General features: G+C 70.6%; 19 protein-coding genes and 1 tRNA gene. 7 read left to right on the forward strand and 13 right to left on the reverse strand.

The features are described from left to right. Positions 1-26 precede the first annotated feature (26 nt). From OHS16_RS13795 to OHS16_RS13810, 4 genes are read left to right on the forward strand one after another with little or no spacing between them, the layout of a single operon-like run. On the forward strand, positions 27-1,838 hold the full coding sequence (locus OHS16_RS13795; protein WP_328537490.1) for a fatty acyl-AMP ligase: 1,812 nt from the start codon (positions 27-29) through the stop codon (positions 1,836-1,838). Continuing rightward, positions 1,835-3,610 (forward strand): acyl-CoA dehydrogenase family protein, encoded by a 1,776-nt coding sequence (locus OHS16_RS13800; protein WP_328537491.1) that lies wholly within the window; start codon positions 1,835-1,837, stop codon positions 3,608-3,610. The genes OHS16_RS13795 and OHS16_RS13800 overlap by 4 nt, the downstream gene beginning before the upstream one ends. Further along, complete coding sequence (locus tag OHS16_RS13805; protein WP_328537492.1) at positions 3,607-5,298, forward strand: acyl-CoA dehydrogenase; 1,692 nt, start codon at positions 3,607-3,609, stop codon at positions 5,296-5,298. Before OHS16_RS13800 ends, OHS16_RS13805 begins: the two co-directional genes overlap by 4 nt. Positions 5,299-5,354: 56 nt before the next feature. After that, positions 5,355-5,636, forward strand: a complete 282-nt coding sequence (locus OHS16_RS13810) for an acyl carrier protein (RefSeq protein WP_328537493.1) — start codon at positions 5,355-5,357, stop codon at positions 5,634-5,636. A gap of 71 nt (positions 5,637-5,707) precedes the next feature. Here the strand turns inward: OHS16_RS13810 and OHS16_RS13815 are convergent, their stop codons facing one another. The 4 genes from OHS16_RS13815 to OHS16_RS13830 all read right to left on the reverse strand — a co-directional run bounded on the left by OHS16_RS13815 (position 5,708) and on the right by OHS16_RS13830 (position 9,163). Continuing rightward, positions 5,708-6,313 carry a TIGR00730 family Rossman fold protein gene (locus tag OHS16_RS13815; protein ID WP_328537494.1) on the reverse strand — a complete coding sequence of 202 codons (606 nt, stop codon included), beginning with the start codon at positions 6,311-6,313 and terminating at the stop codon, positions 5,708-5,710. Between the two features lie 93 nt (positions 6,314-6,406). Then, positions 6,407-7,915 carry an amino acid adenylation domain-containing protein gene (locus tag OHS16_RS13820; protein WP_328537495.1) on the reverse strand — a complete coding sequence of 503 codons (1,509 nt, stop codon included), beginning with the start codon at positions 7,913-7,915 and terminating at the stop codon, positions 6,407-6,409. Then, positions 7,912-8,187 carry a phosphopantetheine-binding protein gene (locus OHS16_RS13825; protein ID WP_328537496.1) on the reverse strand — a complete coding sequence of 92 codons (276 nt, stop codon included), beginning with the start codon at positions 8,185-8,187 and terminating at the stop codon, positions 7,912-7,914. Before OHS16_RS13825 ends, OHS16_RS13820 begins: the two co-directional genes overlap by 4 nt. Before the next feature lie 31 nt (positions 8,188-8,218). Beyond that, complete coding sequence (locus OHS16_RS13830; RefSeq protein WP_328537497.1) at positions 8,219-9,163, reverse strand: TauD/TfdA family dioxygenase; 945 nt, start codon at positions 9,161-9,163, stop codon at positions 8,219-8,221. Positions 9,164-9,379: 216 nt separating this feature from the next. On the opposite strand from OHS16_RS13830, the gene OHS16_RS13835 reads away from it, so the two are divergent. Further along, complete coding sequence (locus tag OHS16_RS13835) at positions 9,380-9,595, forward strand: MbtH family protein (RefSeq protein ID WP_328537498.1); 216 nt, start codon at positions 9,380-9,382, stop codon at positions 9,593-9,595. Between the two features lie 131 nt (positions 9,596-9,726). After that, a complete protein-coding gene (locus tag OHS16_RS13840) occupies positions 9,727-10,989 on the forward strand; it encodes a cytochrome P450 (protein WP_328537499.1) in 1,263 nt (420 codons plus the stop codon). Positions 10,990-11,076: 87 nt separating this feature from the next. Here OHS16_RS13840 and OHS16_RS13845 read toward each other — a convergent pair whose 3' ends face one another. Further along, the gene (locus OHS16_RS13845) at positions 11,077-11,595 is read right to left on the reverse strand and encodes a hypothetical protein (RefSeq protein ID WP_328537500.1); all 519 of its coding nucleotides are present in this window, start codon (positions 11,593-11,595) and stop codon (positions 11,077-11,079) included. Positions 11,596-11,795: 200 nt separating this feature from the next. On the opposite strand from OHS16_RS13845, the gene OHS16_RS13850 reads away from it, so the two are divergent. Then, positions 11,796-12,605 (forward strand): hypothetical protein, encoded by an 810-nt coding sequence (locus tag OHS16_RS13850; RefSeq protein ID WP_328537501.1) that lies wholly within the window; start codon positions 11,796-11,798, stop codon positions 12,603-12,605. Positions 12,606-12,898: 293 nt separating this feature from the next. Here OHS16_RS13850 and OHS16_RS13855 read toward each other — a convergent pair. From OHS16_RS13855 to OHS16_RS13890, 8 genes are all read right to left on the reverse strand, one after another. Next, positions 12,899-12,972 (reverse strand) — tRNA-Thr (locus OHS16_RS13855). Between the two features lie 108 nt (positions 12,973-13,080). Further along, entirely contained in the window at positions 13,081-14,634 is a 1,554-nt protein-coding gene (locus OHS16_RS13860) for an alpha/beta hydrolase (protein WP_328537502.1), read from the reverse strand. Between the two features lie 76 nt (positions 14,635-14,710). Beyond that, complete coding sequence (locus OHS16_RS13865) at positions 14,711-15,922, reverse strand: DNA polymerase III subunit delta' (RefSeq protein WP_328537503.1); 1,212 nt, start codon at positions 15,920-15,922, stop codon at positions 14,711-14,713. Between the two features lie 259 nt (positions 15,923-16,181). After that, on the reverse strand, positions 16,182-19,277 hold the full coding sequence (gene tmk, locus OHS16_RS13870) for a dTMP kinase (protein WP_328537504.1): 3,096 nt from the start codon (positions 19,275-19,277) through the stop codon (positions 16,182-16,184). A 191-nt stretch (positions 19,278-19,468) separates the two neighbouring features. After that, positions 19,469-22,303 carry a type I DNA topoisomerase gene (gene topA / locus OHS16_RS13875; protein WP_328537505.1) on the reverse strand — a complete coding sequence of 945 codons (2,835 nt, stop codon included), beginning with the start codon at positions 22,301-22,303 and terminating at the stop codon, positions 19,469-19,471. Between the two features lie 237 nt (positions 22,304-22,540). Further along, positions 22,541-22,738 carry a hypothetical protein gene (locus OHS16_RS13880; RefSeq protein ID WP_328537506.1) on the reverse strand — a complete coding sequence of 66 codons (198 nt, stop codon included), beginning with the start codon at positions 22,736-22,738 and terminating at the stop codon, positions 22,541-22,543. 272 nt (positions 22,739-23,010) lie between these two features. Next, positions 23,011-24,567, reverse strand: a complete 1,557-nt coding sequence (locus OHS16_RS13885) for a DUF7059 domain-containing protein (protein WP_328537507.1) — start codon at positions 24,565-24,567, stop codon at positions 23,011-23,013. 61 nt (positions 24,568-24,628) lie between these two features. Further along, complete coding sequence (locus OHS16_RS13890) at positions 24,629-25,198, reverse strand: small secreted protein (protein WP_328537508.1); 570 nt, start codon at positions 25,196-25,198, stop codon at positions 24,629-24,631. Positions 25,199-25,345: the final 147 nt, after the last annotated feature.

Genomic DNA, 25,345 nt, shown 5'->3' on the forward strand with positions numbered 1-25,345 from the left:
GACACCGCCCGAGAAGGGAGCCGGCCGTGGCCGACAACCTGCTGGACCACATCGCGGCACACGCACGGAGGCAGCCGTCCAAGGACGCCGTGATCTTCGTACGCGGCCGGAAGGACGACCGGACCGAGCAACGGCTCACCTACGGCGACCTGGACCGCACGGCGCGGCGCCTCGGCCGCTGGCTCAAGGAGCGCTGCGAGCCCGGCGACCGGGTCCTGCTGCTGCTGCCGACCGGCCTTGACTTCGTGACCGCGCTCATCGGCTGCCATCACGCGGGCCTGGTGGCCGTGCCCGCACCGCCGCCGGGCATCGGCGATCCCAAGGGCGCCCGGTCGGCGGGTATCGCCAAGGACTCGGGTGCCCGGCTCGCGGTGACCGACGCGCACCACCTCACCGATGTGCAGGCCTGGCTGGGCGAGGCGGGCGCCGACGCCCTGCCCTGCTACGCCGTCGACGCGATCGACCCGGGCCCGGGCCGGCCCGTCGACGACCCCCCGGTCCCGCAGTTCACCGACGACACGATCGCGGTCCTCCAGTACACCTCCGGCTCCACCAGCGAGCCGAAGGGCGTGATGCTCACGCACGGCGCGCTGATGCACAATCTGCGCTCCATTGAGGGCTGGCTCGGCGTCGACGAGGGAACCCGGGTGTGCAGCTGGCTGCCGCTGTACCACGACATGGGCCTCATCGGGATGCTGCTCGCCGTGCTGTACCTGGGCTGCGAGGTGGTGCTGTTCGCGCCCACCGACTTCATCCGCCGCCCGCACACCTGGTTCGACCTGATCCAGGAGCACCGCTCCACATTCATCACGGCGCCGAACTTCGCCTACGACCTGATGGTGCGACAGCTCTCCGACGAGCAGCTCGCCCAGCTGGACCTGTCGTCGGTGCGCTGGGCCCTGAACGGCGCGGAGCCGCTGGACGCGGCGACCCTCGCCCGCTTCCAGGAGCGGTTCGCGCCGGCCGGCTTCCGGTCCGGGGCGTTGCTGCCGTGCTACGGCCTTGCCGAGGCGACCCTCTTCGTCGCGGGCACCCCCACCGGGCGCGGCCCACGCGTCACACCCGTCGATCCAGCCGCCCTCGCACAGCACAACTTCCGGACCTCCACGGCGGGCGAGGGCGCACAGCAGCTGGTCAGCAGCGGGCGCGTGCTCGATCTGGACCTGCGGATCATCGACCCCGACGCACTGGCCGAACAGCCCGCCGGCTCCATCGGTGAGATCTGGGTGCGCGGCGGCAGCGTCACGCCGGGCTACTGGAACCGGCCCGACGACAACGCCCGCTCCTTCGACGCGGTCACCGCCTCAGGCGAGGAGGGCTTCCTGCGCACCGGCGACCTCGGCGTGCTGCACGACGGCGAGCTGTACGTGACCGGGCGCAGCAAGGATGTGCTCGTGGTGCGCGGACGGAATCTGTACGCGCACGACCTCGAGCGCCATGTCGGTGACCTGCACGTGGGGTTCCAGGGACTGAAGGGGAGCGTTTGCGCGCTGCCGTTCGACGAGGAACAGATCGTCGTGATGCAGGAGTTCCGGCCCTCCGGTACCCCGCGCGCGGACCTGCCCGCGCTGGCCCGCACGGTCCGCGGCGAGCTGAGCGAGAAGTTCGGCGTACGCGTGCCCAACGTCGTCTTCCTGCGGCCGGGGCAAGTGCGGCGCACCACCAGCGGCAAGGTGCGCCGTTCGCTGATGCGGGACCTGTTCATCGCGGGCGAGCTGAAGACGGTGTACGAGGACCTCTCCCCGGAGGTCGCCCGCCGCCACCGGGCCGCCACCCCGACGGCGACCGCGTGCGCGGGGGACCCGGGGACCGACGACACCAGGAGCGCGACGGCATGACCCACCCCCTCCTGACCGACCCGGGTCCGGCCGGCCCCGGGGCCGCACTCGACCGGCTGCTCGGTGACCCGGAGAACCCGGACCGCACCTTCTCGTACGCCCGCAGCGCCGCCCTCGACGACGCCGAGACGTTCCCGCTGGAGATCTGCCGGGAGTTGGACGCGCTGGGGCTGCCCCGGCACTACGTCCCCGTGGCGCACGGCGGCGCCCTCAACGGCTACGACGAGGCACTGCACCTGATGCGGGTGATCGCCCGCCGCGACCTGACCGTGGCGATCGCGCACGGCAAGACGTTCCTCGGTTCGGTCTGCGTCTGGGTCGCGGGCGACCCGGATCAGGCGCGCCGCCTCGGTGAACTCGTCGCGGAGGGAGCAGTCGTGGCATGGGCGCTGACCGAACGCCTCCATGGCAGCGACCTGCTGGCCGGCGAGGTGGTCGCCGAGCCCACAGAAGGCGGTGGCTACCGGCTGTCCGGCGAGAAGTGGCTGATCAACAACGCCACCCGGGGCCGGCTGCTGTGCGTCCTGGCGCGCACCTCGGCCAAGGGCGGCGCGCGCGGGTTCAGCGTGCTGCTCGTGGACAAGCGGGAGCTGCCTCACGACCGTTACCGGCCACTGCCCGCGCCGCCGCTGCACGGCATCCGCGGCGCCGACATCAGCGGCATCGCCTTCGACGGTGCCGAAGTGCCGGCGGCTGCCCTGGTCGGCCGCGAGGGTGACGGCATCGAGACGGTGCTCAAGAGCCTCCAGCTCACCCGCACGCTGTGCTCGTCGCTGTCGCTGGGCGCCGCCGACCAGGCCCTCGGCATGGCCATCGAGTACACCGTCGAGCGGCACAACTTCGGCCGCCTGCTGATCGATCTGCCGCAGACCCGCCGTCTGGTCGCCGACTCGTACGCCGAGCTACTGCTCGCCGAGGCGATGGCGCTCGTGACGGCCCGCTCCCTCCACGCGCTCCCCGGTGAGCTGGCTGTCCTCTCCGCTGCCGCGAAGTTCCTCCTGCCGACCCTCGTGGACCGGCTGATCCGTCGGCTGGCCAAGGTGATGGGGTCGCGGTCGCTGCTGGCCGGGGACACGCACCGGCACGGGCGGTTCCAGAAGGTGCAGCGCGACCACCGGATCGTCGGCATCTTCGACGGCTCTACGGTTGTCAACCTCCAGGCACTGATCGCGCACTTCCCGGTACTGGCGCGCGGCTACCGGCGCGGCAGGACCGACACAGCCGGGCTGCTCGCGGCGGTCGACCTGCGGGCGGAACTGCCCGAGTTCGACCGGGAGCGGCTGGAGTTGCTGTCGCGCGCTGGGTGCAGCCCGGTGCAGGCCCTGCCGGACGCGGTCCGCGAACTGCGCGGGCTGGCGGACGCGGGCGACGTACCGGAATCCCTGGCCAAGGTGGCGACGCACTGGCAGGAGTTCACCGAAGAGCTGACCGACCGGCTCGCCGACCACCGGCCCGCCGCGTCCGGGGTGCCCGCGGAGGCGTTTGCTCTGGCCGAGCGGTACGCGGGGTGTGTCGCCGCATCCGCCGCGCTCCAGCTGTGGCTGCGCAACCGCGGCGCTGACCGCCCCGACACGGCGACCGCCGCGCTGTGGGAGTCGGGGCTGTGGCTGGAGGCAGCCCTGAGCGGTCTGCTGCACCGGCTCGCACCGCAGCTCCAGGAGCCCTGCCCGGACGACGTGGCGGAGCGGCTGGTCCAGGTGCTGCTGACACAGGCGGAGGACGGCCTGCTGCCGTCGCTGCTGCCCTACTCGCGTACGGAGAACACTCGATGACCGCGACTGTCGAATCGCTGGACGCCCTCCTCGGCGACCCGGGCGACCGCGCCAACCCGCTCGGCCACGAGGCGTTTCTCGCCGCCGACGAGCGCGGCGAGCTGCCGCACGCCGGTCGTGCGGCCCTGGAGGCGTGCGGGCTCGGGGCCGCTTTCGTGCCCCGCGAACTCGGTGGCGCTCTCGGCGAGATGGACGCTCTGGCGCGGCTGCTGCGTCCGCTGTTCGGGCGGGACGGCGCGCTGGCGCTGGGCCTCGGCGGCATCAACCTGATCGCGGCCGCCCCGGTCTGGACTGCGGGCTCCGAAGCGCAGCGCGGACACCTCGCGAACGTCCTGCTGAACGGCGGCCAGTCCGCCGGCGCCTACACCGAACTGGCCACCGGCCACGACCTGGTCCGCTCCCGGGTCCGGGCGACCGCGTCGGGCAACGGCTTCCTTCTGTCCGGCCGCAAGGAAGTCATCAACAACGTGTCCCGGGCGCACACGGTCACCGTGCTCGCCCGCACCGGCGACGGCACGGGCAGCCGGGACCATTCGCTGTTCCTGCTGGACATGGACGCGGTGGCGCGCGACAGCGTCGCGTTCCTGCCCCGCTTCCGCACGTCCGGCCTCCGCGCGATGCACCTGAGCGGCGTCGACTTCCGCGACTGCCCGGTCCCCGCCTCGGCGATGGTCGGCGAGCCCGGCACCGCATTGGAGACGGTGCTGCGCGCCTTCCAGGTCACGAAGTCCGTTCTCACATCAGCCATGCTGGGCTGCCTCGACAGCCAACTCCGCGTCGTCACCGGTTTCGTTCGCGAACGGCGGCTGTACGGGGCGTCGATCGGCGAGTTGCCCCTGGTCAGGTCGCAACTCACGAGTGCCTTCACCGAATTGCTGATCTCGGATTGCCTCGCCACGACCGCGTGCAGGGCGTTGCATCTGCTGCCCCGGCAGACCGGCGCGTACGCTGCCGCCACCAAGTACCTTGTGCCGGAGCTCGTCCAGGACGCCTCCGACGACTTGTCCGTCGTCCTCGGCGCCCGCTCGTTCCTGCGCGACGGACCCTACGGCACGTTCCAGAAGCACGCACGGGACCTACCGGTGGCCTCGCTGGCGCACATGGGCGCGACACCCTGCCAGGCAATGCTGATCCCGCAACTGCCGCGGCTGGCCAAGCGCAGCTGGTTCGTCTCCGGGCCTGCACCCACCGAGCTGTTCCGGTACGGGACACCGCTGCCGGACGCGGACCTCGGGCGCCTGGACATGACGGCGGCCGCCGACGACCGGCTCATCGGCACCCTCCTCGCCGTTGCCGACGAGCTCAACGGCGACCTGCGGCTGGGCCCGCTCTGCCGGGTGCTGCGCGCCGAGCTGGCCGCGCTGCGCGACGCATGCGCCGCACTGCCGCCCCGCGAACGCAGCCCGCTGACCGGCCCCGCCGGCTTCCGGCTCGCCGAGCGGTACGCGCTGCTGCTGGCCGCCGCTGCCTGCCTGGGCGTGTGGTGGCACAACCGGCACCGCGCGGACCCGTTCCTCACGGACGACACCTGGCTGACAGCGGCCCTGCGCCGGCTCACCGCCCGGCTCGGACACCCAGTCGCGCCGGGCGCCGACGATACCGCCGTCACCGACGCGCTGTTCCGTGAGCTGCTGTCCCGGCACGACGCGCTACGCGCATTCGACCTCGTGGGCCGGAGCCTGCGATGAGCACCCGGCGCAGCCCCTACCGACACGTCCACCTGTTTGTGGAAAGGAAACCCCGCATGACCTCCTCCGCCGCGCCCCTGACGACCACCGAAGGCATCCAGACCTGGCTGCGTGCACGCGTGTCGCACTATGTGAACATCCCGGTCGAACAGATCCGCATCGATGTCCGGCTGACCGACTACGGCATGGACTCGCTCGCCGCGCTGACCTTCTCCGGCGAGATCGAGGACGAGTACGGCATCGAGGTCCCGGCCACCATGGCATGGGACCACCCCACGATCGTGGCGATCAGTGTACTGCTGCGCCGGCGCATCGACGATGCGGCCACCGCCAGTTGATCTGTGCCGCGCGTACGGGAGTGGCCGCACGGTCCGGGACCGTGCGGCCACTCCCGTACGCGCGGCACAGATCAGTCGGTGAGCGCGGGCACCGGGACCCGACGGCAGCCGAGCAGGTCCAGCGCGTGCCGCAGATCGTCCGTGTCATGGACGAGAGCGCGCTCGCCGGGAGCGAGGAAGCCCTGCTCGACGAGGTGGTCGAGGAGACGGATCAGCGGATCGTAGAAGCCGTCACGGTTGACCAGCACGAGGGGCTTGGCGTGGAAGCCGAGCTGGTTCCAGGTGGCCACCTCCATCACCTCGTCAAGGGTGCCGATGCCGCCGGGCAGCACCGCGAACGCATCGGACAGCCGGTACATCAGCGCCTTCCGTTCGTGCATGTTGCGGACGACGAAGACCTCGCCGTGCACGCCGGTGGACTTCTCGCGCTCGCGCAGGTCGTGCGGGACGATGCCAGTGACACCGGCACCGCCGGCCAGCACGGCGGTGGCCACCGCGTGCATGACGCCGCTGCCGCCCGCGCCGTAGACCAGGCCGGCACCGCGCGCGGCCATCGCCGCACCGAAATCGTGGGCGAGAGCCACGTGTTCGGCGCCCAAGCCGGGACGGGAACCGCAGAACACGGCGATCTTGTGGGTGTGCGTACCAGTCTGGGTACCCGTAGGGAAACTGGACATGAAGCGTCTCCAGGACATGAGGAATCGCGCCCCGTCGCCGGGCCACTGAGTGAGGGGTCAGTCAGGAGGGTTCGGGTCGGGCGGGCCGCCCGCTCAGCGGCCCGTTGCGGTGAACCGGGCGAGCAGGGCAGCCTGATCGAGCTTTCCGTTGGCGGTCGTGGGGAAGGCGTCCACCAGACGCACGGTGGCGGGCACCATGTAGTGCGGGAGGGCCCCCGCGAGCGCCTTGCGGATGATCGCGGGGTCGGGGTCGGGCCAGTCGCCGAGTGCGGTACAGAAGAGGGCGAGCCGTTCGTACGACCCGTCGGCGCCGCGCACCGGGACCACGTGGGCCGCTCGGACGCCCGGCACGCGGGCGGCCACGGACTCGATCTCGGTGGGTTCCACACGGTGGCCGAAGATCTTGATCTGCCGGTCGGCGCGGCCGAGGAAGTGCAGGACGCCGTCCGCGTCCCGGACGCCGAGGTCACCGGTGCGGTAGAGCCGCAGGGTCTGCCCGTCGAGGTCGACGGTGACGAACGCGGCCTCAGTTGCCTCCGGACGGGCCAGATACCCGGCCGCCAGCCCCTCGCCGGAGACACAGATCTCCCCCGATGTGCCGTCCGGCACAGGCGTGCCGCCCTGCAGCAGATGGATGTCGGTGCGGGGCACGGGCAAGCCGATCGGCACCCCGCCCGGCCGATCGCAGTCCTCGGGGCGCACGGTTCGCGTGGTGACGAAGACACAGCTCTCGACCGGCCCGTACCCGTTGATGAGGGTGATCTCCGGGTGGGCGTCGAGGAACTCCCGTACATGCGGCGGTGACAGACGTTCGCCGCCGGTCAGCACCTGGCGCATACCGGCGAAGCAGTCCGGGTCCTCCTCGACGAACAGGTTGAACATCGAGGCGGTGAGCCACATCGTGTCGACGCCCGGGCCGGCGATGAGGGCGCGCAGATCGTCGGGGAACAGCACGTCCTCGCGGACCACGACGGCCGTGCCACCGGTGGTGAGAGACCCCCACAGCTCCATCGCGAACGCGTCCCACGGAACAGGCGCGGCCAGCGGGATCACCCGGCCGGGCCCGAACTCGGCGAACGTGCCCGGGCCGAACAGCCGGGTCGTCGCCCGGTGCGGCGACAGCACGCCCTTGGGCTCCCCGGTGGTGCCGGACGTGAGAAACACCATGGCGACGGCAGAGTCCGGGACCGCGACGCGGGTGCGGCCGCGCGGGTCGGGGACGATGTCCGCGAAGTCCGGCGGCGTCCACTCCGGCACGCCGAGACCCGCGCCGGAGTCGCCTTCGGTGACCACAACCCGGGCGTCCAGTGTCTGGATCGCGCCGCGGATCCGGTCGGTCGGCCAGCGTCGGTCCAGCGCCGCGTAGGCGGCCCCGCACTTGAGCACGGCCAGGACCGCGGCGACAAACCGCGCCGAACGCGGCAGCAGCACGGGAACCAGATCACCGGGGCCGATGCCCAGGCCGGCCAGGTGCGCCGCGTACGTCTCGGCGACCGCGTCGAGCGTGCGGTAGTCGACGCGTACATCCCCGTCGATCAGTGCGACCGCGTCGGGCCGAGTCTCGGCCTGCGCGGTGACCGCTGTGTGGATGAGCCCGCTCACGGCCTGGCTCCTTCGACGCGGGCCGCCGCGACGACGGCGGCGAGGTCCTGGAGCGAGGCGGCCGCGAACACGGCTTTGGCGGGCACGCGGACACCGAACTCGCTGCGGATGCGGCGGGTGACCTGGATACCGAGGAGGCTGTTGCCGCCGCGATCGAAGAAGTTGTCGGCGCCCCGGACCTGTTCGGTGTCCAGGACCTCGCGGTGGATACGGAGGAGCACCTCCAGGGTCTGATGGGTCAGGGACGCTTCAGTCGCGCTCTCTTGGGTCACCTCGGTCTCCCCTCCTGTCCTGCTCGCGTCCTCAGTTGCACATCGCCACGAGGATGCGGCGGTCCCCGGCGTAGGAGCGACGGCCGTGGCCGACGAGAACGTTGTCGATGAGCAGCAGGTCGCCCTGGTGCCAGTCGACGTCCACGGCGAATTCCAGACCGCGGTCGCGGATCTGCGTGACGTACTGCGTGGGGATCGGGGAGCCGTCGGCGAACGTCACGTTCTGCGGGAGCTCGTCGGCGGGCAGCACCTTGGCGAGGGCGGCAGCGGTCTCGTCGCCCAGGCCGGCCGGGTGCCACTGGTCGGCCTGGTTGAACCAGACCTCGTCGCCGGTCAGCGGGTGCCGTGTTGTCGAGGGCCGGTCCTGCGACACACGCAGCCCGCCGTCGCGCAGCCACGTCCAGCTGGCCTCGGTCTCCTGCAGGAAGGCCTCGACGTCTTCGCGGCCCTCGGTCTCGAAGGTGTCCTGCCAGCTCTTGCCGAGCCCACGGCCGCCGTGCAGGTTCTGGGTGTAGCGCACGCCGTCGGCGAACGCCTCACGCACCTCGTCATCCAGCGACGCCAGCCACAGCGTGCCGTCGACGACGGGCGTCGCCCCGCCGCTCGCGGGCGCCACCACACAGGTGAACAGCAACCGGGTGGGCCAGGCGTGTGCGTACGACAGCTCGTTGTGCATGGAGATGACGTACTCGGCCGGGTACTCGGTCGAGGTGTAGACGTTGTTGCCGACCTTGGTGCGCGGCGAGTTGCCGTGCACATACGCGAGCCGGTTCGGCAGAAGGTGGTCCATGACCGGGTCGAGTTCGGCCTCCGCGACACCGAACCCCCGGAGGACCAGAGCCTTCTTCTCGGCGAGCAGACCCTCCAGGTCGTCGAGGGTGCTCAGGTACGCGGCGAGACCGTCGGCGTCCGCCGTGGTCTCCGCCTCCTCGGGGGTGATCTCCAGCGGCTTCCAGGCAGCCCGGGAATTCTCCATCGGGATCGTCTCCTCCTGCGTCGGGTACTCCGTCAAGGGGCTGAGTAATCCGCGGCGTACGGGCACGCGAATCGGCGCCGTCGGCACGCTAGGAGGGGCGGCTATATTCCGCCGATATCGACGAGAGACGGGAAGACGAGGCCCAAAGGGATAGAGAAGGTATAGCGGCCTGCTCGATGGTCTCTTCGCGAATAGACCCGAATCCGAGGAGCCCTCATGGCCGACGATCTCTCCGACGACGCAACCTATCGCGTGGTCCTCAATGACGAGGAGCAGTACTCGATCTGGTGGGCAAACCGTGAACTCCCGGCCGGCTGGCGGGCAGAGGGCACACAGGGCCCCCGCGAGCAGTGCCTCGCCCACATCGAACAGGTCTGGACCGACATGCGTCCGCTGAGCCTGCGCCGCCGCATGGAGCAGGCCTCGGTGTGACCCCCCGAGGTGCCGCGCGGGCTCTTCTTCCTTCATGGCCCGCGCGGCACCGCACTCACCGGGACACCGGCATCGACCGGAACTCCCGGACCGTTCACGGCCGCGAGGCCACACAAGGAAGGAACCACGGCATGGACGTGGCCAGCGGAACCGGCACCGAACCGTCGGCATCCGAGGATCGCGCCGCCTGCGACGCGATCCTCCAGGACCTGTACACCCCCGAAGGCCGCCGCGACCCCTACTCCCGATACGCCCGGCTGCGCGCGATCGCGCCCGTGCACATCACCGGCTCCGGATCCGCGATCCTCACCGGGTACGACGACTGCGTGGCCGTGCTGCGCGACCCGGTGATGCGGACTCCCGACGGCGACCCGCAGAATCCGGGGCTGCCCGGCTGGCGGGAGCGGCCCGCGACCCGCACGCTGGGCGAGTCCATGCTCGTGCGCAACCCGCCGGAGCACACCCGGCTACGCCGCCTGGTGTCCAGTGCTTTCTCGCCGCGCCGCGTGATGGAACTCGGCCCCGAAGTGGAGAGGTTGGTTGCCTCCTGCCTCGACAACATGGCCGACGCCGGGTCGGACGGCAGTCCGGTCAACCTGCGGAACCTGCTGGCGTTCCCGTTGCCGTCCGCGGTGATCGGCACGCTGCTCGGCATCCCCGAGTCGGACTGGGCGTGGCTGGACAACCCGATGGCCGACATCGTGCCCGCGCTCGACCTGAGCGTCCCCGAGGTGGCGCTCGACAGGGCCGACGACGCGGCACGCGTGCTGCTGCCCTACTTCGGGGAACTGGCCGCGGCCCGCCGCAAGGAGCCCCGCGAGGACCTGATCTCGGCGCTGGTCACGGCCCGCGACGGCGAAGAGCGGCTCACCGAGGACGAACTCGTCCCGACGATCATCCTGATCTACGCGGCAGGCTTCTCCACCACGGTCGGGCTGATCACCAACGGCTCCCTCGCACTGCTGCGCAACCCCGGTCAACTGGCTCTGCTCCAGGGCGATCCATCCCTCGGACCCGCCGTGGTCGAGGAGGCTCTGCGGTACGACACGCCTGTGCAGGCGGTGTCGCGGGCACCGTCCCGGGATGTGGTGATCGGTGGCGTGGAGATCCCGGCCGGCATGAAGATCAACCCGTTCCTCGCGGCCGCCAACCGGGATCCGCTCCGCTTCCCGGACCCGGACACCTTCGACATCACGCGCGCCGGAGCGAAGAGCACCAGCTTCGGCGGTGGCGTCCACTTCTGCCTCGGTTCGGCCCTCGCCCGCCTCGAGGGCGCCGTGGTCTTCCGCGCCCTGACCGAGCGCTTCCCGAACCTGGCACTGGCAGGCGCCCCGGAACTGAGCCCCGAATTCAACTTCCGCTCGTACTCGGAGATCCCGGTCACGATCCGCTGATCCGCGTCACGGACCACCGGCCGCTCCGCACAGCCCGCTGCGGCCCGGCACCCCTCGGGTGCCGGGCCGCAGCGGGCTGTGTCCGGTTCACCGCACGCGCGGGAAACCCCGCCAGGCGACCAGGGCGCACGCCGCCGCGAGGGGAAGCTCCGCGCACACGGCCATGGCGATCGCCGAGAGCAGGTCCGCTCCGGGCGCAGCCGTCATTGTGTCGAACCAGGCGTCGACGACCAGCAGAGCGGAGGTGGCCATCGCCGTCAGCGACATACGCGCGTCCCACCGGCGCAGCAGCAACCCCGTCGACACGAGCCCGAGCGCTTCGAGCGCATCCAACCCGGTCCAGGTCCACGCCCAGTGGGAGGCGTGGGCGGTAGCCGCCAGACTGGTGTGCAGGTAGACCACCCACGGGATCATCGCCAGGCCGAGCCCGGCGAACAGCGGACCGACCCAGCGCGGGACGACGGGGGACGCCCCGCGCCGGGAGTTGGTGGCCGGGCCGGAAGGGGACGCGCCTCGGGGGCACGGCCGGCCGGACGGACGGGAGGGCATCGCAAATCCGTCGGCCGACCCCGTGGCGGCGAGCGCGATCTGCTCCATACGGGTCATGACAGCCGGCTCCCTCGTTCGGTCACTGCTGGTGCGGTGGTCGAGCTTCTGCTCACTCCTAAACACGTATTCGAGGATGGCCTTCGCAGCGGCGCCACACCTCAACTCGGCTATCCGACTTGGTGGTGGTACTAGCTTCACCGTGGGCCTGACCTGGCCCTGTGCCCCGCTGCCCGGCCGGCATGGCTATCCTCGTGCGCATGCCCGTCGACCGCCTGCCACCGGACGTCCCCGCCTGGCTGACGCGGCGTCGCACATGGCGGACGGTGTCCGTACTCACAGCCTTCGTCCTGCTGACGCCGTTGGCGGCCTGGAGCTGGTCCTTACTGCGCCCGACGACCCGCGCGGACGAGATACGGATGCGGCATCGGGTCGAGGCGGTGCGGATCGACGGGGCGGGTGGCTCGGTACTGGTGCGGCCCGGACCCGCCGGCGAGGTGTCGCTGCGCAGTACGCGCTCGTGGACGCGGCAGGCACCGCACGTGGACCGCAGGTGGGAGGGCGACACGCTGCACGTGCGGATCACCGAACCCTCGCAGGGCTGGTCGGAGGGACTCGCGCCCGCTGTCGTGGTCGAACTGCACATCCCGGTCAACACACCGGTCACCGCCCGGCTCACCTCGGGCCTGGCCGATCTGCGAGATCTGGCAGGCCCGTTGGACCTGAGCGGCGAGACCGCGAGGCTCAAGGTCTCGGACTCCCGCGGCCCGCTGCGCGTCCGTACGACTCGCGGGGCGATCCGGGCGAGCGGCCTTGCGTCGCCGACCGTCACCACGACCGTCGGAAAGGGATCGGCGAGCATGGGGTTCAGCACGGCACCACGGAGCATCTCAGTGACGCTCGCCACCGGCGCTGTGAAGATCACGGTCCCGGCCGGTGCCCGTTACCGCGTCACGGCGAAGGCCCCGCACGCCGACGTCCGCACGGCCCCGGGGTTCAAGGACCCCACGGCCGCGAATCGCGTGGACGTCCGGGCGGGCACGGGTGCGGCGGCGATGTTCGGGTACTGAATGCTCAGCGGGCCGGCCCTGGGATGACGGTCGGCAGGGGAACCGCTCGTGGTCCGCACGCGGAAGGATGCTCAGAGGGCCTGACAGGAATGGAACAAACGCGCGAAGGCCCCGCGCTCAGCCGTCCGGGCCGGGCATCCCTTGCCCGGACCGCACCTGCCTCGGCCGCCACTCGTTCGGCCGCCGCTCGGCCACCAGAGACGCGCCAACCGAGGCCACAGCCCTGCGGGCTACCGGGTCACGAAAAAGCGAAAGCCCCAGGTCACGGCGAGTGAGTCCTGGGGCTTTCACGGAGCCGCCTTCGGGATTCGAACCCGAGACCTACGCATTACGAGTGCGTTGCTCTGGCCAACTGAGCTAAGGCGGCATGCCGTACGCACCATGGTGCGGTCAGCAGCGACGCCAAGTCTACACAGTTTCCGGGGGTGCTCCCGACACCCCCCACAGGCGCCCGTTCACGCAGGTCAGAGGGGTTTCAGGAGCACTTCTCACCGTTCTTGGGCGGGGTGCCTTCGAGGAGATAGGTGTTGATCGCGGTGTCGATGCAGTCGCTGCCCCGGCCGTACGCCGTGTGACCGTCGCCGTCGTAGGTGAGGAGCGTGCCGGAGGCGAGCTGGGAGGCGAGGGACTTCGCCCATTTGTACGGCGTCGCCGGGTCCCGGGTGGTGCCGACCACGACGATCGGGGCCGCGCCCTTCGCGATGATGCGGTGGGGGGTACCGGTGGCGTGGGCGGGCCAGTAGGCGCAGTTCAGGGCGGCCCAGGCGAAGCCCTCGCCGAAGACCGGGGAGGCCTTCTCGAAGGAGGGCAGGGCTGCCTTCACCGCCGCCGGGTCCGAGAAGGCGGGGGGCAGGTCCAGGCAGTTCACCGCCGCGTTGGCGGCCATCAGGTTGGCGTACTTACCATCGCTGCTGCGCTCGTAGTACGAGTCCGACAGGGCGAGCAGCCCGGCACCGTCACCGGCCATCGCATGCGTCAGGGCGGTACGCAGCTCGGGCCAGGAGGCTTCGTCGTACATGGCGGAGATGACGCCGATGGTGCCGAGCGACTCGGTCAGCTTGCGGCGCTGCCCGGTGGGGACCGGCTTGGCGTCGAGGCGGGAGAAGAAGGACTCGAGGCGGCGCGAGGCGTCTGCGGCGGACTTCGTGCCGAGCGGGCAGTCCTTGTGGGTGATGCAGTTTTTGGCGAAGGACTTGAAGGCGGTCTCGAAACCGGCGGTCTGGTCGCGGTTCATCGCCAGCGACGACAACGACGGGTCCATCGCACCGTCGAGGACCATCCGTCCCACTCGGCTGGGGAAGAGCCCGGCATAGGTCGCGCCGAGGAAGGTTCCGTACGAGGCGCCGACGTAGTTCAGCTTCTTGTCGCCGAGATTCGCCCGCAGGATGTCCATGTCGCGGGCCGCGTCCGCCGTGGAGACATGCGGAAGGATCTTGGCGGACCGCTTCTCGCAGCCCTGGGCGAAGCCCTCATACGACGTGGTGAGCTTCTTGGTCTCGGCCGTGTCGTCGGGGGTCTGGTCGACCTGGGTGTAGGCGTCCATCTGCTTACCGGACAGACACTCGACGGGCTGGCTGTGGGCGACTCCCCGCGGGTCGACGGCCACCATGTCGTAGCGGGCGCGGACCGCCGCGGGATAACCGATGCCCGCGTAAGCCTGGAGGTACTGGATCGCCGAGCCGCCGGGGCCTCCCGGGTTGACCAGGAGGGAGCCGATCCGCTTCCCGGGACCGGTTGCCTTCTTGCGCGAGACCGCGAGTTTGATGTCGCCGTCCGCGGGCTTCCGGTAGTCGAGCGGCGCCTTCATGGAGGAGCACTCGAATCCGGAGGCTCCACAGGGCTGCCACTTCAGCTTCTGCCCGTAGTACGAAGCCAGGGCCGGGGAAGGAGCGGCCTTCGGCACCTGGGACGCCTGGGATGCGGAGGCCGAGGCACTGGAGGCCGACTTGCCGGATGAGCAGCCCGAGACAAGCAGGCCGGCCATGGCCAGCACGGTGGTGGAAGCGGAGAGCAGACGCCTGAAGTCCATTCTCGGAGCGTAGTCGGGCACTGCCGGTAGGTCCCCTTGAGCGCTCGTACGAGTGAGTGCGGCTTCTCCCACCCGGTCAGCCCGCCCGCAGGGACACCGCCATCGCCTCGACCGCGAGCAGGGGCGCGACGTTGCGGTCCAGCGCCTGGCGGCAGGCGCTGATCGCCTCGATACGGCGCAGGGTGCGCTCGGGGCTGGAGCTGAGCGCGATCCGGTCGAGTGCGTCGCGCACGTCCTCGTTGGCGATGGCCACCGAGGAGCGCAGTTGCAGTGCCAGCACATCGCGGTAGAAGCCGGTCAGATCGGTCAGCGCGAGGTCAAGACTGTCGCGCTGGGTGCGGGTCGAGCGCCGCTTCTGACGGTCGGCCAGCTCCTTCATCGCGCCGGCCGTACCGCGCGGCATCCGACCGCCGGCCGATCCGCCGAGCGCCGCCCTGAGGTCCTCGGTCTCCTGGGTGTCTGCCCCCTCGGCGACCTCCTTGGCATCCGCCGTCGCCGCGTCGACCAGCTCCTGGGCCGCTTTCAGGCAGCCACCGATGTCGTCGACCCGCAAGGGCATCGTGAGGACGGTCGCCCGCCGGGCCCGGGCGCGTTCATCGGTGGCGAGACGACGGGCCCGGCCGATGTGGCCCTGTGTGGCACGGGCCGCCGCCATCGCTGCCTGGGGGTCGATTCCGTCCCGTCTGACCAGCAGATCGGCGACGGCGTCGACGGGCGGGGTGCCGAGCGTGAGATTGCGGCAGCGGGAACGGATGGTCGGCAGCACATCCTCGAGGGACGGCGCGCAGAGCAGCCAGACGGTCCGGGGCGCCGGTTCCTCGACAGCTTTCAGCAGGACGTTTCCCGCGCCTTCGGTGAGGCGGTCGGCGTCCTCGAGCACGATGACCTGCCAGCGGCCGACCGCCGGGGAGAGCTGGGCGCGGCGGACCAGCTCCCTGGTCTCCTTCACACCGATGGAGAGCCCCTCGGTGCGGACGATCTCGACATCCGCGTGGGTACCGACCAGGGCCGTGTGGCAGCCGTCGCAGAATCCGCAGCCAGGTACGCCGCCGAGCGCGCGGTCGGGGCTGACGCATTGCAGGGCGGCGGCGAAGGCACGGGCAGCCGTGGAGCGCCCCGAGCCGGGAGGCCCGGTGAACAGCCACGCATGCGTCATGGTCGACTTCGACATGCCGTCGGTGGAAGCGCGCGCGGCATTGGCGGTGACCAGCGCGTCGGCGTCCCGGGCAGCGGCGGCGAGCTGAGTCCGCACGCGGTCCTGGCCTACGAGGTCGTCCCATACGGCCATGTGTTCGCCCCCTTGTGTGCGGTCCCTGTATGCGGGCTGTGTGAGCGGTCTCGCCCGTTCGGTGTCTCCTGTGCGCTGTGCGTCTCATTGTGGCGCAGCGGTCTGACAGTACGGTCCACACCGTGGCCCGGACTGCCGGTCAGGAGCAGCGATCACGTCTGTCCCCGAACGCCGGACGGGCTGGTGATGCCGGAATCGGCACACCAGCCCGTCCGTGCGAAACGGACCGGGCCCGGGAACGGAGGGCTCCCGGGTCGGGTCAGCGTCGGCCTCGGCCTCGGCGGTCGTCCTCGTCGTGGTCCGAGCCCAGCAACTCGTCCGCCAGGGAGGGCAGATCGTCGAGCGGAGTCTCCTCCGCCCAGTCCGAACGGCGCCGAGGCCGGTCCGGATCGATCTGCGGGAGCTCGCGGGTGCGCTCGTTCGGGTTCTCCGCAGGAGTGTTCTGAGCCTCGTCGCGGAAGAAACCCGGCGGCAGCCGGTCCTCCGGCGCCGCATCCCGCACCGGCGGAAGTACCGTCGTCTCGTCCGGATCGGCAGCCCTCGGGATGACCCTCGTCTCGTCCGGATCGGCGATCTTCGGGATCACCGTCGTCTCGTCGGCCTCCGCGCCGGTGTCCGGGCGGGACGGTTCGGGACGGACCTCCGGTACCGGCTGGGTCACCTCGTTCGCACCGGGGGCCGGTGTCTGCAGAGTCGTTTCGCTGTCCGCCTGCCTGGCGGCTTCGGCGGCCTCCGCAGCCTCCACCCGTGCGCGCTCCGCCGCCGCCGCCGAAGCGGTGGCCTCCGCCTCCGCGGCACGACGTGCTTCCTCGGCCCTCAGCAACGCCGCTTCCGCCTTGCGCTGCTTCTCCTGGCGGCGTTCCTCGGCCTCGGCGCGCAGCCGGTCCTCTTCCGCCTTCTGGCGGCGCAGCCGCTCCTGCTCCTGCTCGCGCACCTGTTCCTCGGCGGCGCGGCGGGCCCGCTCCTCCTCGGCGAGGCGCCTGGCCTCCTCGGCCTGCCGGCGGGCCTCCTCGGCCTGCCGCTCCTCCTCGCGACGCCGTGCCTCCTCGAGTTCGAGGCGCTTGCGCTCCTCCTCCTCGGCACGCAGCTTCGCGAGCTGTGCCTGGCGCTCCTTCTCCAGGCGCTCCTCCTCCGCCTTGCGGGCCGCTTCCTCCTCGGCCTTCCTGCGGGCTTCCGCCTCAGCGGCCTTCCGTGCCTCTTCCCTCGCCGTGATCTCCGCATCGGAGAGCGGCAGCAGCTGATCGAGGCGGTGGCGTACGACGGTGGTGATCTCCTCGGGTTCCTGAGCGCCGTCCACCACCAGGTAGCGCGCGGGGTCGGCCGAGGCCAGGGTGAGGAACCCGGTCCTCACCCGCTGGTGGAATTCCGCGGGCTCCGACTCCAGCCGGTCCGGCGCCTCCGTGAAGCGCTCGCGTGCGGCCTCCGGAGAGACGTCGAGCAGCACGGTCAATTGCGGTACGAGTCCGCCCGTGGCCCAGCGGTTGATGCGGGCGATCTCGGTCGGGGCCAGGTCACGGCCCGCGCCCTGGTAGGCCACCGACGAGTCGATGTACCGGTCCGAGATGACGATGGCGCCTCGCTCCAGCGCGGGGCGGACGACCGAGTCGACGTGCTCCGCGCGGTCGGCGGCGTACAGCAGCGCCTCCGCACGGTGGGAGAGGCCCGCTGACGAGACGTCGAGCAGGATCGACCGCAGGCGCTTGCCGACCGGTGTCGCGCCCGGCTCACGGGTGACCACGACCTCATGGCCCTTGGCGCGGATCCAGTCGGCGAGAGCCTCGACCTGGGTGGACTTCCCTGCTCCGTCGCCGCCCTCGAGAGCGAGGAAGAAGCCGGTCGCCGAAGGTGACTGCAGCGGATCGGCGCCACCGCGCAGCGCATCGCGCAGATCGCGGCGCAGCGATACGCCCGAACGGTCGTCGGCCCTGGTGAGCACCAGCGCGGCCACCGGCAGCAGCAGCGCGCCGACCAGCATCAGGGTAAAGGCGGCACCACCGTGCGCGAAGACGAAGGTGCCGTTGGCGAGGTGGTGCGGGCCGATGGCGGCCGCCACCAGCGGCGCCGCGATGGAACCGAATGCGATCGCGACGCGCACGACGGCCTGGAGGTGGTCCGTGGTCCTGGCCCGCCTGGCGTCCTCGGCCTCCAGGTCGACCAGGGTGTGTGCGATGTTCGCGGCGACACCGGCCGACCAGCCGGCCAGCGCGGCGATGAGCAGCACCGTGGCCGTGTCCGGGACCAGCCCCATCACCAGCAGCGCCACACCTGTCAGCCCGACAGCGAGGGCCAGCAGCCGACGGCGGGAGAGTCCGGGCAGCGTCCTGGGGGCGGTACGGATCCCGAGGACGGTGCCCCCGGTCAGTACCAGGATCAGCAGAGCGAAGGCGACCGGGCCGCCGCCGAGGTCCTTGGCGTGCAGAACGGCGACAGCGGCGGCGGAGGCAATGGCTCCGGCCACCGCGGCCGAGGTCAGCACCAGCAGCGGCACGGCACCCGTGCGGCCCTTGTCGGGACCTGTGCCGGCAGTCGGACGGCGCAGGCCCTCCAGCGGGGACCGGACACGGGGCGCCTGGCCGTCGGGGAGTTCGAGGAAGTACAGCGTCGACACGGAAGCGGCGAACAGTCCCGCGGCCACATAGGAGCCGAGGCCCGCCTGGTGCAACGAGAACCAGTCGATGCCGGCGCCCAGCAGATTACTGACGAGCGTGGCTGCGAGCAGGGTCGCGGCGGCGGCCGGGACGGCCACGAAACCCGTGCGGAGCGAGAGGCTGCGCAGGGCTCCGAGGTGGTCGGGCAGCGGGCGGATCGTCGCGCCTTCCGGAGGAGGCGGCGGCAGCAGCGCGGGCATCGCACTGTCCTTGGCGACCGTCCACAGACGCTCGGCGACGCCGGCGACGAAGACGGTGACCAGCAGGACGGCAGGTGCCTTGTCCGGGGTCCAGTTGATCCACAGCGGCGCGATGATCAGCAGCGCGACCCGGAGACCGTCCGCGCCGATCATGGTCCAGCGGCGGTCGAGTGGCCCGCCCGGCGCGGTCAGCGCGGCCACCGGGCCGAGCAGTACCGCACCGAAGAGCAGGGTGGCCAGGGCCCGCGCGCCGAAGACGGCTGCTACGGAGAAGGCGGCACCGCGGTACCCGCCCCCGAAGGATTCTTGCGAGACCGCCGCCTGCAACGACAGCAGCAGAAGCACGAGAAGGGCGAGGGAATCGCCGATAGAGCCGACGAGCTGCGCGCTCCACAGCCGCCGGAGCGGAGGGATACGCAACAGGGCTCGGACGGCACGCTCGCGTGAGTCTGCGGCTAGTTCGTCGGAGGTGGGGCTCACGACCGTTGGCTGCTCGGCTCGCGTCATCCGACCAGCCTATCCGGAAGGGTCAAATCCCCGCCGGTCCCCCCGAACATTTGGGCGGGCCGATTGTGTGCGTGCACCGATCGAACGTCACCGGCGGGCCGCCGTGGCCCGCCCGAACGCGAACGAGCCGGTGCACGGCGCGTGTTTCACACGCCGTGCACCGGCCGTCCGCCCTGTGCCGCCCGCTCGTCCTACTCGTCGGCGGTCGCGCCGGCGGCGGACTTCTTCGTCGCTGCCTTCTTGGCCGTCGACTTCGCGGCAGTCGTCTTCTTGGCAGCGGTCGCCTTCTTGGCGGTCGTGGTCTTCTTCGCTGCCGTGGCCTTCTTGGCCGGCGCCTTCTTCGCCGTCTTCTTGACGGTCTTCTTGGCGGTCTTCTTCGCCGGTCCCTTGGCGCGCTTCTCGGCGAGCAGCTCGTACCCGCGCTCCGGGGTGATGTCCTCGACGCTGTCGTCGGTCCGCAGCGTCGCGTTGGTCTCGCCGTCGGTGACATACGCGCCGAACCGGCCGTCCTTGACGACCACCGGGCGCTCGCTGACCGGGTCGGTGCCCAGTTCCTTGAGCGGCGGCTTGGCGGCGGCACGCCCGCGCTGCTTGGGCTGGGCGTAGATCGCCAGCGCCTCTTCGAGAGTGATGCCGAAGAGCTGGTCCTCGGTCTCCAGCGAGCGCGAGTCGGCGCCCTTCTTCAGATAGGGGCCGTACCGGCCGTTCTGCGCGGTGATCTCCACACCCTCGGCGTCCGCGCCGACGACCCGGGGCAGCGACATCAGCTTGAGCGCGTCGGCGAGCGTCACGGTGTCCAGGCTCATCGACTTGAAGAGCGAGGCGGTACGGGGCTTGACCGCGTTCTTGCCGGTCTTCGGGGTGCCCTCGGGCAGGATCTCCGTGACATACGGGCCGTACCTGCCGTCCTTCGCCACGATCTGGTGGCCGGACTCAGGGTCGGCGCCCAGCTCGAAATCACCGCTCGGCTTGGCGAGCAGTTCCTCGGCGTACTCGACCGTCAGCTCGTCGGGGGCCATGTCGTCGGGGACATCCGCCCGCTGGTGGTTCTCGGAGTCCTTCTCACCGCGCTCGATGTAGGGGCCGTAGCGGCCGACGCGCAGCAGGATGCCGTCACCGACCGGGAACGACGAGATCTCCCTGGCGTCGATGGCCCCGAGGTCGGTGACGAGTTCCTTGAGCCCGCCGAGATGATCGCCGTCACCGCCCTCCGACGCTGCACCGACATCGTCGCCCTCGCCGAAGTAGAAGCGCTTCAGCCACGGAACGGACTGCGCCTCGCCTCGTGCGATGCGGTCGAGGTCGTCCTCCATCCGCGCCGTGAAGTCATAGTCGACGAGGTGCCCGAAGTGCTTCTCGAGCAGGTTGACCACGGCGAAGGAGAGGAACGAGGGGACGAGTGCGGTCCCCTTCTTGAAGACGTAGCCGCGGTCGAGGATGGTGCCGATGATCGAGGCGTAGGTCGACGGGCGGCCGATCTCCCGTTCTTCCAGCTCCTTGACCAGGGATGCCTCGGTGTAACGGGCCGGCGGCTTGGTGGCGTGGCCGTCGACGGAGATCTCCTCGGCGGAGAGCGCGTCGCCCTCGGCGACCTGCGGCAGCCTGCGCTCGCGGTCGTCGAGCTCGGCGTTGGGATCGTCGGCGCCTTCGACGTACGCCTTCATGAAGCCGTGGAAGGTGATCGTCTTGCCGGACGCGGAGAACTCGGCAACCCGTCCGTCCGACGAGGTGCCCGCGATCCTGACGGTGACCGAGTTACCGACCGCATCCTTCATCTGGGAGGCAACGGTCCGCTTCCAGATCAGCTCGTAGAGCCGGAACTGGTCGCCGGTGAGCCCGGTCTCGGCGGGCGTGCGGAACCGGTCGCCCGAGGGACGGATCGCCTCGTGCGCCTCCTGCGCGTTCTTGACCTTGCCCGCATAGGTCCGCGGCTTGTCCGGCAGATAGTCACTGCCGTACAGCTGCGTGACCTGGGCGCGGGCCGCGGTGATCGCGGTGTCCGAGAGCGTCGTGGAGTCCGTACGCATATAGGTGATGAAGCCGTTCTCGTACAGCTTCTGGGCCACCTGCATGGTCGACTTCGCGCCGAATCCCAGCTTGCGGCTGGCCTCCTGCTGGAGCGTCGTCGTGCGGAACGGGGCGTACGGAGAGCGGCGGTACGGCTTCGACTCGACCGAGCGGACCGCGAACGCCGTCTCGGCGAGCGCTGCCGCCAGCTCCCTGGCCCTCGCCTCGTCGAGATGCAGCACATCGCTCTTGAGCTGACCCGTCGAATTGAAGTCACGGCCCTGGGCGACGCGGCGGCCGTCCACCGAATTCAGCCGGGCGAGCAGGGTCGACGGGTCGGACGCATCGCCCTGGCGGCCGGTGGAGAAGGTTCCGGTGAGATCCCAGTACTCGGCGGAGCGGAACGCGATGCGCTCACGCTCACGCTCGACCACCAGGCGGGTGGCGACGGACTGAACGCGGCCGGCCGAAAGGCGCGGCATGACCTTCTTCCACAGGACCGGCGAGACCTCGTAGCCGTAGAGGCGGTCGAGGATCCGGCGGGTTTCCTGGGCGTCGACCATGCGCTTGTTCAGCTCGCGCGGGTTGGCGACTGCGGCCTGGATCGCTTCCTTCGTGATCTCGTGGAAGACCATCCGGTGGACCGGGACCTTGGGTTTCAGCACTTCCTGGAGGTGCCACGCGATGGCTTCGCCCTCGCGGTCCTCATCGGTGGCGAGGAAGAGTTCGTCGGACTCCGCGAGGAGCTCCTTCAACTTCCTGACCTGGGCCTTCTTGTCCGCGTTGACGACATAGATCGGCTGGAAGTCGTTCTCCACATCCACCCCGAGGCGGCGCACCTCACCGGTGTACTTGTCCGGCACCTCGGCGGCACCGCTCGGGAGGTCGCGGATGTGCCCGACGCTCGCTTCGACGATGTAACCCGGGCCGAGGTAGCCCTTGATCGTCTTCGCCTTGGCGGGCGACTCGACAATGACGAGTCGGCGGCCGCCGTGTGCGGTCTCGCTGGTCGGGGACAACGTCGCTCTTCTCTCCGGTCGGCTCTCGTGGTCATGCTCGCTGCGGAGTGTGACGGTACATCCCGTCCCCGTGTCAAACGGCGAAAGCCCGCAGCGGCCACTGGAACGGTAACCCGACTACCGCCTTTTCTGCCGCCCGGATCGGCCCACTGCTCCCCTGCCGCCCTCCCGCCACACCCCCTCCGCGCCTGTGACACTCCGTGCCCGAACCATCGACTCTCCGCAGATCCTGGCCTCTCAGATCCGGGTGAAGCACCACACCCCGAGGCCCAGAAACACCACACCGCACAGGGCGGCGACGGCCGCCGAACGGACCGGGTCCGACCCCAGAGCGACCGGCGTGCGACGGAGCGCGCAGGCCCCCGTCCACAGCAGCAGTGCGCCTCCGAACAGTGCGAATACCGTTCCGGCGAAGACCGCAGGCGCGCTCTCCATGTCCGTACCACCCCGTCCCCGAGTTCCAGGATGGTGAGGCTGGCACCCCGGGGCGACACCGGCGCGAACTGTGGGTGAACACCGGAACGCCACCCCGTGCCAGGTACTCCCCGGCAGTGCTTCCTTTCTCACATCGGGCCGAGCGTGGCGCGACTCCCGCCCAAGCGGAGAGGCGACCACGCCGATGGCGGGAATCGCGCTGCCGACCGGGCGGGCCCCGACCGGATCAGGGCTGCGCGCCCTGCGCCGTAGGTCAGAGGAACGGGCTCAGGTCAGACAGCCGGTGCGACGGGTTCCAGAAAGCCTTCCTGCACCAGCAGCCTGATGGACTGCGGGGTGCGGTCCCTGAGCACCACCGGGTCCTCGCCGAGCAACTGGGCGATGGCGTCGAGGATCTGCCCGGCGGTGAGCCTTCCGTCACAGGCACCGGCGAAGCCCGCGCCCACCGTGTCCACCTTGGTGGCACGCCGCATACCGCGGTTCTGGCGGAGGATCACGTGCTCGGGATCCTCCGCGCCCGCCATGCCGACCTGCTCCTGCACCACCTCGTCGGCCAGCTTGAAGCGGCCGGTCAGCAGTGCGGCGTCGTCATGCGCCCGAAGATGGTCCACGCGCTCGAAGTGAGCTCGTACGGTCTCGCCGAGCGGCTGCTCAACCGGGTGCGGCCACTCCTCCGCCACGATCGACGGCCGGTCCGAACCCGACTTGTGCAGCGTGATCCAGCCGAAGCCGACGGCCTTGGTCCTGCGGGAGTCGAACTCGTCCAGCCACGCCTCGTAGCGTGCGGCGTAGGCATCGGGGTCGGTGCGGTGGTCGCCGCTGTCACGCAGCCACAACTCGGCGTACTGGGTGATGTCCTGCACCTCGCGCTGCACGATCCACGCGTCACATCCCCGGGGCACCCAGGACCTCAGCCGGTCCTGCCATTCCTCGCCCTCCACATGCTGCCAGTTGGCGAGGAACTGGGCGTAGCCCCCGGGGTTCAGGTGCTCGCCGGCCCCCTGCACCAGTGAGCGGCAGAGGTCGTCGCCGCCCATTCCGCCGTCCCGGTAGGTGAGGCGGGCACCGGGAGAGATGACGAACGGCGGGTTGGAGACGATCAGATCGTAGGTTTCGCCATCGACCGGCGCGAAGAGCGACCCCTCGCGCAGGTCCGCCGCCGGGGCACCGGAGAGCGCAAGGGTGAGCCGTGTGAATCCCAGCGCCCGGGGGTTGAGGTCGGTGGCCGTCACACCGGTGGCGTACTGGACGGCGTGCAGCGCCTGGATCCCGGAACCGGTGCCGATGTCCAGCGCCCTTGCGACGGGCGTGCGAACGGTGATTCCGGCGAGCGTGGTGGACGCACCGCCGACCCCGAGCACCACCCCTTCGTCGTGGCTGGCGATACCGCCCGCGCCGCCGACCGCGCACCCGAGGTCCGACACGATGAACCAGTCCTGGCCCTCCGGACCGCCGTAGGGGCGGACATCCACCGTCGCGCGGACGCTTTCGCCCTGCTGCACCACCCAGCCGTCGGCGGCACATTCCGCGAGCGGCAGCACAGCGGCGGCCTCTTCGGCGGGCACCGGCCGCTGCAGCAGGAAGAGCCGCACCACTGTCTCCAGTGGTGTCGCACCGCGGGTGGCCCGCAGCGCGGGCACCGTCTCGCTTCGGGCCAGCGCGGCGTACGCGGGCGCGCCGAGCAGGTCGAGCAGTCCGTCGACCGTGAAGTCGGCGGCGAGCAGCGCGTCGCGGAGGAGGGGCGAACGGTCGGGCGCGGGAAGACTGGTCGTACTCACCCGCCCATTGTGGCTGCTCGCACCGAGATCAGCAGCAGAGCGGCCCGGCATCCGTGGGATGCCGGGCCGCTCACCCGGCGTTCGCCTGGCCGGCGTCCGCTGCTGCGGGCCGTTACGCCTTGGTGGGCGTGGCCGTGGGTGAGGGCGACACCGTGGCGACCTTGCAGTCGTCCTGATTGAGCAGGGCCTTGCCCGTGTCACCGGAGAACAGCCTCTTGTAGGCGGTCTCGTTGATCTTCTTCATGTTGTCGCCGATGCTCTTCAGGCCCTCGGAGAACTTCTGCTGGTCCTTCACGTTCAACGCGTCGACCTGCTTCTTCAGGTCCGCGTACGCCTTCGAGTTGGTGGTCAGCTCGGTGATGGCGTCCTGCTGGATCGTCTTGCCGTTGTCAACGGGCGGAGGCCCCGCCTTCTTGAGGTCGGCGGCGATCGCGGCGTCCGCCTCGGACAGATCCTGGAACGCGGCCGAGTCGGCCTTCTGGATGTCCGCGGGCTTGCCGTCCGCCGCTACGGCGGTGATCTGCTGGTTGGCCTTGTTGATCTTTTTCAGCTGAGGCCCGATGTCACCACAGAGCGACTTGGCCCAGTCGTTCGTCTTGTCGCTGCTGTCGTCACTGCAGCCCGACAAGGCCAGTACCAGTACCGCGCCGCCGGACAGTGCGGCTGCAAGCTTCTTGTTCACCGGATTGGTCCCTTCCAAGGCTCTCGGCCCCGGAACATACACGCCAAGTGGGCGACCTTCGCGTGTCGTGCGCCCGGTCTGGGGGTTATTGCAGCCATTTGCACCAAGAGGGGGTGACGAGACAAGGCTCACGGGCGCACCGAAGCA

The sequence above is a fragment of the Streptomyces sp. NBC_00344 genome (assembly GCF_036088315.1).
Classification (GTDB): domain Bacteria; phylum Actinomycetota; class Actinomycetes; order Streptomycetales; family Streptomycetaceae; genus Streptomyces.